This window comes from Paraburkholderia madseniana (assembly GCF_009690905.1).
Taxonomy (GTDB): domain Bacteria; phylum Pseudomonadota; class Gammaproteobacteria; order Burkholderiales; family Burkholderiaceae; genus Paraburkholderia; species Paraburkholderia madseniana.
This window is the reverse complement of the sequence record NZ_VOSW01000204.1, coordinates 1-5924: the sequence shown is the minus strand read 5'-3', so window position 1 is coordinate 5924 and position 5924 is coordinate 1. Positions and strand designations below refer to the sequence as shown.

Below are 5924 nucleotides of genomic sequence, written 5' to 3'. Positions count from 1 at the left end.
GCTCAGAAGGGACGAGGTAGCAAACTGCACTGCCATCGTCCCACTCAAGGGGAGACATTCCATGACCGGTATCGAAGACGCCGCCTCCGGCCAACCACCTGCTACCGCGTCAGCGGTTTCGTTCAACCAGTGTTAGCGGCGCGCGTAAAAGACTTGTTTTTTTATGTGCTTATCACGCACTCGGGAGTGGCGATCGCGCGCCGATGCAATGACGTCGAAATCGCCATGATCCAGGCATCAGGGAAGGATATTGGTAGGCCCGTTGGCCACCGACGGAACGCGGCTCGCACGCAGACGACAGGCGATTAATACACGAGAAGCAACAAGCCGCTAACGCACACTAACCGATCACGGCAGCATCCGCTGCATTGTCTGATCCTTGAGCACGAAGCGATGAAACAACGCGCCCGCGATATGCAGTGCAACCAGTGCGAACAATACCCAGGCCAGATAGCCATGAATATCGCCCATTTCATGCCCCACTGACGAACCGACCGCCGAGATGCCGGGATATGGCAGTACGCCGAGCAGCTTGACGGACCATCCACGCGAAGAAGCGTTGGCCCATCCCAACAAAGGCACAGCCACCAGCGCGAGATAAAGCAGACCGTGCGTGATGTGCGAAACGACACGGAGGAAAGGCGAGAGCGAGGCTGGTGCTGGTGCTGGCGTGTGCGTGAGACGCCAGACAATTCTCACCACCACCGCTGCAATCAGCGCTGCCCCCACGCCGAGATGCCACGCGATCAGGCCGTCGGGCCGCGTGCCCTTATGAATATCCGGCATGGTCCAACCGATCACGAACTGCGCGGCGATCAACAGAACCACCAGCCAGTGAAGAAACCTGGCTATACCGTCATAGCCTGATGCATAGCGTGAGAAACTGGCCGAGTCCGAGCGCATAGTCATGAGAATGTTTTAGCCGCAGTGAAGCCATTGAATGAAGAAAGCGTATTTGCGCCGAGGATACACACATTCTGGGCGCGCTCACGCAGGATGCTACGGATCAAACCTTAAGAAAAGCTGATGCCGCGTTTGACGATCTCTTTCACGCCCATGGGGCGGCGACGCATCGGCAACGCATCAGCAACCACGTAGAAAGTGCAAACCGCACCCCATCGCGTCGGCTCACATCCCTAGTCTGCAACTGAATGTATCCGTCAGGCATACGCGTAGCGACCTGCCACGCCCTGCTTGCCTCGGTTGTTCATACGCGTGTGTTTCAACCTGCCCGAGCACGGCGGATGCATGAAGGCCCGACGTTTTTCATAGCGCGCTCAACGGGTTGCCCACCGCGGGTTGCCCACCGATTTCTCGCTGGCGGAACGACTAATCGCAGCGTCGCAACGCGTCCCCATACCGTGTCACATGCGCGGCCGACATGCGAATGAATCGACACGTCCTGTTACACACGAACACACCGGTAATCCAGCCGCTCAGTAGAGTTCGATCACACGCAAAGGGGAAGGCAACGTCATGAAACGAATTTTCGCGCTGGTGCTGTTGGCTGTCACCCTCGGGAGTGCATTGGGCGGTTGCATCATCGTGCCAGAGGGCGGCTATCACGACCATGACCACTACTACCACGATCACGACCATTACTAAGCGCTGCTCGCGCTGCGCACTCCACTCTCAATCGTAAAACCCGAGAATAAAACATGAGCAATTCACGAAACCGCTGGCTGTCCATGGCGATCGTTGCAGGCCTGGGGATCGGTGCATCTTCTGTCGCGCTGGCGCACGTCGATGTGGGGGTGAACATCGGCATTCCAGGCGTGGCCTATGCCCCTGAGCCGGTCTATGCTCCGCCTCCGCCTGTCTACGTACCCGCTCCGCCGGTGGTAATAGTGAGTCCGGGCTGGTACGGCGAGCGCTATTACGACGGCCACCGCTACTGGGAACGACGCGAGTGGGAAGAACGCCATCACGAGCGCGAATGGCATGACGCGCGCGGCTATCGCGACGGCCCGCACGGCGACTGGCACGGCCACGACGGCGATCACGGCGATTGGCACGGCCATGGCGATGACCACGGCCGGGGCGATCACTAATGCATGGGCCGGTGCAGCGTCGCTGACGCCGCCGGCCCGCGCAGGCATTCGCGCCACACCTTTTTCAGGAGCGACGATTTGCTACGCAGCGATCCACGGCGTGTAACCGCACAAATCGACGGCACGCTCATCTCCGCCGAATACAGTGAACAAACCGGCCAACTATGTTTGCGTCAGGATGGCGCCGTGCTCCGCGAATGGTTCCCACCTCATTCGTGGATCGCGATTGCATCAGTGGCGGGAGCTCGGCACTGGGGTACGCGGCCCACCGACGAGGACCTTCGCGCCCTGCTGCGCAACGAAATGACCTTGTTGCGCACGCCATAACCGCGTGACGGATACGAAAAAAGGCCGGTCATCGGACTTGTTCCGATGACCGGCCTCTTATTTTCAACTCGCAGATATTGAACGAGCCGAACTGCGCCGGAATGATCCGCGTGTTTCGTTGTGCCCTATCGTTGTGCCCTTAGCGCGCGTTATAGATCGGCGGCGAATACGAGCTTACCGACATGTCGTTGCCGTGACCTGCTTGCCACGTGCCGCGACTGGCCGAACCATAACCGCTGGTATCGGCTTGAGCAGCGCCCTGCTGCGTGGAAACTTGCGCTTGCGTGCCCTGCGCGTCTTGCGGGGCAGGCTGATTCGATTGCGCAAACGAAGCGATCGGGGCGCCAAGAACAACGGCAATAGCAACAGCTTTGATGAGCGATTTCATGAAACCACCTCTAGAGAATGTCTTATACGCGCTGCAGATGTCACAGATCGTGCAGTCGGTGGAAGCAGTCTAGAGGTCGATCAGACGCGGATAAATCCTCCATTCCTGAATTCAGTGTTGCTTTTGACACGACAATCGCGGAAGCCCGCCCATCAAGGGTTTGCCGGAGTGCGCGGGTCCCGCCGGGGTTCGTCTGAGCAAAAATTTCCCGCGCACATTCTATAAACGCTGGCGACACAAGGCTGCGCGCGCAGATCTCCATCCCACTTAAACGACGGCGATGCCCACGTAGTTCTCCGCCATCACGGTAGCCGCCGCACGCGACGTGGTCACGTATTCGAGTTCGGCTACCTGCAACTGCTGTTCGAACGGCGAGGCGCCTTCAATGCGGTGCATCATGCTCGTCATCCAGTACGAGAAATGCTCCGCGCGCCAGATACGCTTGAGCGCGGTTGCACTGTAACTGTCGAGCAGATCGGTGCGATATTCGACGTAGAACGCGCTCAGCGCCTGGGTCAGTACACGCACATCGGCAACGGCGAGATTCATGCCCTTCGCGCCGGTGGGCGGCACGATATGCGCGGCGTCGCCGGCGAGAAAGAGCCGGCCATGCTGCATCGTCGCCGATACGAAACTGCGCATGCCGACAATGTTCTTCTGGAAGATCTTGCCGTCCACGATGTGCTGGCCGTCGTGCGAATCGACGCGTGCGTGCAGTTCGGCCCAGATCCGGTCGTCGGACCAGTTGTCGACGGAATCCTTCGGATCGCATTGGAAATACATGCGCTGCACGTTCGCCGAGCGCGTGCTGACCAACGCAAAACCCCGATCGTGGCGCGCGTAGATCAATTCTTCCGACGACGGTGGTCCTTCGCACAGAATGCCGAACCAGCCGAACGGATAGACGCGTTCGAAATCTTTGCGCAAGGCCTGCGGGATCGATGCACGCGACACACCTTGCGAGCCGTCGCAGCCGATCACGAAGTCGCATTGCAATTCGCACGCTTCGCCTTCGTGGCGATAGCGGATCGACGGCTGATCGGTATCGATGCCGTGCAGCGACGTCTCCGTCACACCGAAACGCAATGCCCCGTCGGCAGCCAGGCGCGCGGCGACCAGATCCTTGATGACTTCGTGCTGGGCGTAGACGGTGATCGAACGGCCGGTGAGTCCGGTCAGATCGATACGGCGCCGCTTGCCTTCGAAAGCCAGTTCAAAGCCGTGATGCAACGCCCCTTCGGCCTTCATGCGCGCGCCGACACCTGCCTCGGTGAGCAGGTCCATCGTGCCTTGTTCGAGGACGCCGGCGCGGATGGTGGATTCGATCTGTTCGCGAGTGCGCGATTCGAGCACGACCGAGTCGATGCCGCGCAAGTGAAGAAGATGGGAAAGAAGCAGGCCCGCAGGCCCGGCACCGATGATGCCAACTTGGGTGCGCATGAGTTGTCTCCTGAATGCGGCGTTTGATATGCACGCAGTTTGACGATCATGCGCTGTATCGCGCAACGCGATATGGAGGATATGCAGTATCTAGTTTTGAGATAACGGATGTACCGGTTCGAGCGGACTGGACCCAGGTCAATGCGTCATCCCGTTGCCCAGTCGGCTCTTGCGCTTACTCGACCGATAACCGATCGTCCGTGCCGCTTTGCGCGGCCTCGAGGTAAACCCTGGTCAATTTCCGGATCTCGGCAAGCAACCTCCGGCGCACTGCGGGCTTCTCGTCATTCGCCCCGGTGACTGCTTTGAGCACATGCAGAAGCAGCACCGCCTTCGTCTCGGACTGCGCCTTCGTCAGATGCGGAATCGCGTTACGCAAAATCGTGGCGATGCTGCCGCGCATCGTTTCGCGAAAACGTGCGCGCCGCTCGTCGCTGCCACCGCGCGCATCAACAAGTGCGATTGCCAGACTGCGCTGCGATTGCAGCGACAGCATGAAATCGACGAATGCATCGGCGAGCTGGCCTGGAGTCATTGCCGACGACTGATCGGCGAGCGCGGTAAAGCTGCTCGTCGTGTCCTGCACATAGCGCGAAAGCAGCGCATCCGCCAAAGATTCTTTGGACGGGAAGAACCGGTACAAGGAGCCAATCGCGGTGTTCGAGCGCGCGGCGATCTCGGTCATGGTGGCCGCGTCGTAGCCCTTCTCGGTAAACACCGCAACGCCTGCTTCCATGATTGCCGCGACCCGTAGATGCCCCCGTTGTCGTTTCGGCTCCTGCGCACCGCTAGAAAGTGTCGTTGCCATATCGGAGAGTTTTAACCGCTGTTTTCTTGCGAGCCTGGTTTCGCATCGTGATGTGGATTCCAGCGTGCATGTTAACCCCGCGGCTGGCGACGGCCAAGACTACTGGCGCCGCACCGCATGTGCGCCGTTGCTCACCGTCCGCAGTCCGGTCTGGTCGGGTTTGACATATGCGAGGGCATCCTCTACTATCTTTTGAGAGGATACCCTCGCATAAATGCGGCATGATCCATGTCGCCCGATCGCGTTTTTTGCTAACCAGACGAACCATTCCATGAGCTATCTCGCCCTGTTTTTCTCCGGCGCGTTTCTGTGCAATTGCGTCCCGCACCTCGCGAGCGGCCTGCGCGGCGAGCCGTTTCCGACACCTTTCGCGAAACCGCGGGGTGTCGGCGATTCGTCGGCATTGGTCAACGTGCTGTGGGGATATTTCAATCTGCTGGCCGGCCTCTATCTGCTCACGCGGCAGCCTGTCACGATCGGTGTGAATGCAAACTGCCTCGCGGTATTTGCAGGCGCGCTGGTCTTAGGCGTGTATATGTCCGTGCATTTCGGCAAAGTCTGGCAGGGTAAGCACGCTCGTTAATAGGCGAAGCAGCGGCGCCTGTCGCCAGGCGCTGTCTTCTGCCACGCTGCAATTCGCTCCGTTACGCGAGGAACAATCGGTACACGGGATTCTGCGTCTCTTCCCAGCACGGGTAACCAAGCGTCGTGAGAAAGTGGTCGAACTCGCTGTTCTCGCTTTCCGGCACCTGGATGCCGACCAGAATCGAACTGTAGTCCGCACCCTGGTTGCGATAGTGGAACAGGCTGATATTCCAGTTCGGCGCCATCGACGACAAGAACTTCATCAGCGCGCCCGGACGCTCCGGAAACTCGAAGCGGAACAGGCGTTCGTCGTGGGCCAGCGGCG

General features: G+C 59.5%; 8 protein-coding genes and 1 pseudogene. 4 read left to right on the top strand and 5 right to left on the bottom strand.

Going from position 1 to position 5924, the window contains the following annotated elements:
* Window positions 1-348: 348 nt before the first annotated feature.
* On the bottom strand, window positions 349-909 hold the full coding sequence (locus FSO04_RS44805; protein ID WP_154567783.1) for a cytochrome b: 561 nt from the start codon (window positions 907-909) through the stop codon (window positions 349-351).
* A 567-nt stretch (window positions 910-1476) separates the two neighbouring features.
* Between FSO04_RS44805 and FSO04_RS48450 the strand changes: the two genes are divergently transcribed.
* From FSO04_RS48450 to FSO04_RS48130, 3 genes are all read left to right on the top strand, one after another.
* The gene (locus tag FSO04_RS48450) at window positions 1477-1605 is read left to right on the top strand and encodes a hypothetical protein (protein WP_266240641.1); all 129 of its coding nucleotides are present in this window, start codon (window positions 1477-1479) and stop codon (window positions 1603-1605) included.
* Between the two features lie 53 nt (window positions 1606-1658).
* Window positions 1659-2051, top strand: coding sequence for a hypothetical protein (locus tag FSO04_RS44800; protein ID WP_154567781.1), 393 nt, complete (start codon window positions 1659-1661; stop codon window positions 2049-2051).
* A 78-nt stretch (window positions 2052-2129) separates the two neighbouring features.
* Window positions 2130-2378: a hypothetical protein gene (locus tag FSO04_RS48130; RefSeq protein WP_154567779.1), complete on the top strand. Its 249-nt coding sequence runs from the start codon at window positions 2130-2132 to the stop codon at window positions 2376-2378.
* Window positions 2379-2517: 139 nt separating this feature from the next.
* Here FSO04_RS48130 and FSO04_RS44790 read toward each other — a convergent pair whose 3' ends face one another.
* From FSO04_RS44790 to FSO04_RS44780, 3 genes are all read right to left on the bottom strand, one after another.
* Entirely contained in the window at window positions 2518-2766 is a 249-nt protein-coding gene (locus FSO04_RS44790; RefSeq protein ID WP_154567777.1) for a hypothetical protein, read from the bottom strand.
* Window positions 2767-3033: 267 nt separating this feature from the next.
* Window positions 3034-4206 (bottom strand): 4-hydroxybenzoate 3-monooxygenase, encoded by a 1173-nt coding sequence (locus FSO04_RS44785; RefSeq protein WP_154567775.1) that lies wholly within the window; start codon window positions 4204-4206, stop codon window positions 3034-3036.
* Between the two features lie 175 nt (window positions 4207-4381).
* Window positions 4382-4942: a TetR/AcrR family transcriptional regulator gene (locus FSO04_RS44780; protein WP_233465453.1), complete on the bottom strand. Its 561-nt coding sequence runs from the start codon at window positions 4940-4942 to the stop codon at window positions 4382-4384.
* Window positions 4943-5285: 343 nt separating this feature from the next.
* On the opposite strand from FSO04_RS44780, the gene FSO04_RS44775 reads away from it, so the two are divergent.
* Window positions 5286-5597, top strand: coding sequence for a hypothetical protein (locus FSO04_RS44775; RefSeq protein WP_154567772.1), 312 nt, complete (start codon window positions 5286-5288; stop codon window positions 5595-5597).
* 61 nt (window positions 5598-5658) lie between these two features.
* Here the strand turns inward: FSO04_RS44775 and FSO04_RS44770 are convergent.
* Window positions 5659-5924: pseudogene (locus FSO04_RS44770) on the bottom strand (threonine ammonia-lyase, biosynthetic); the annotation flags it as partial.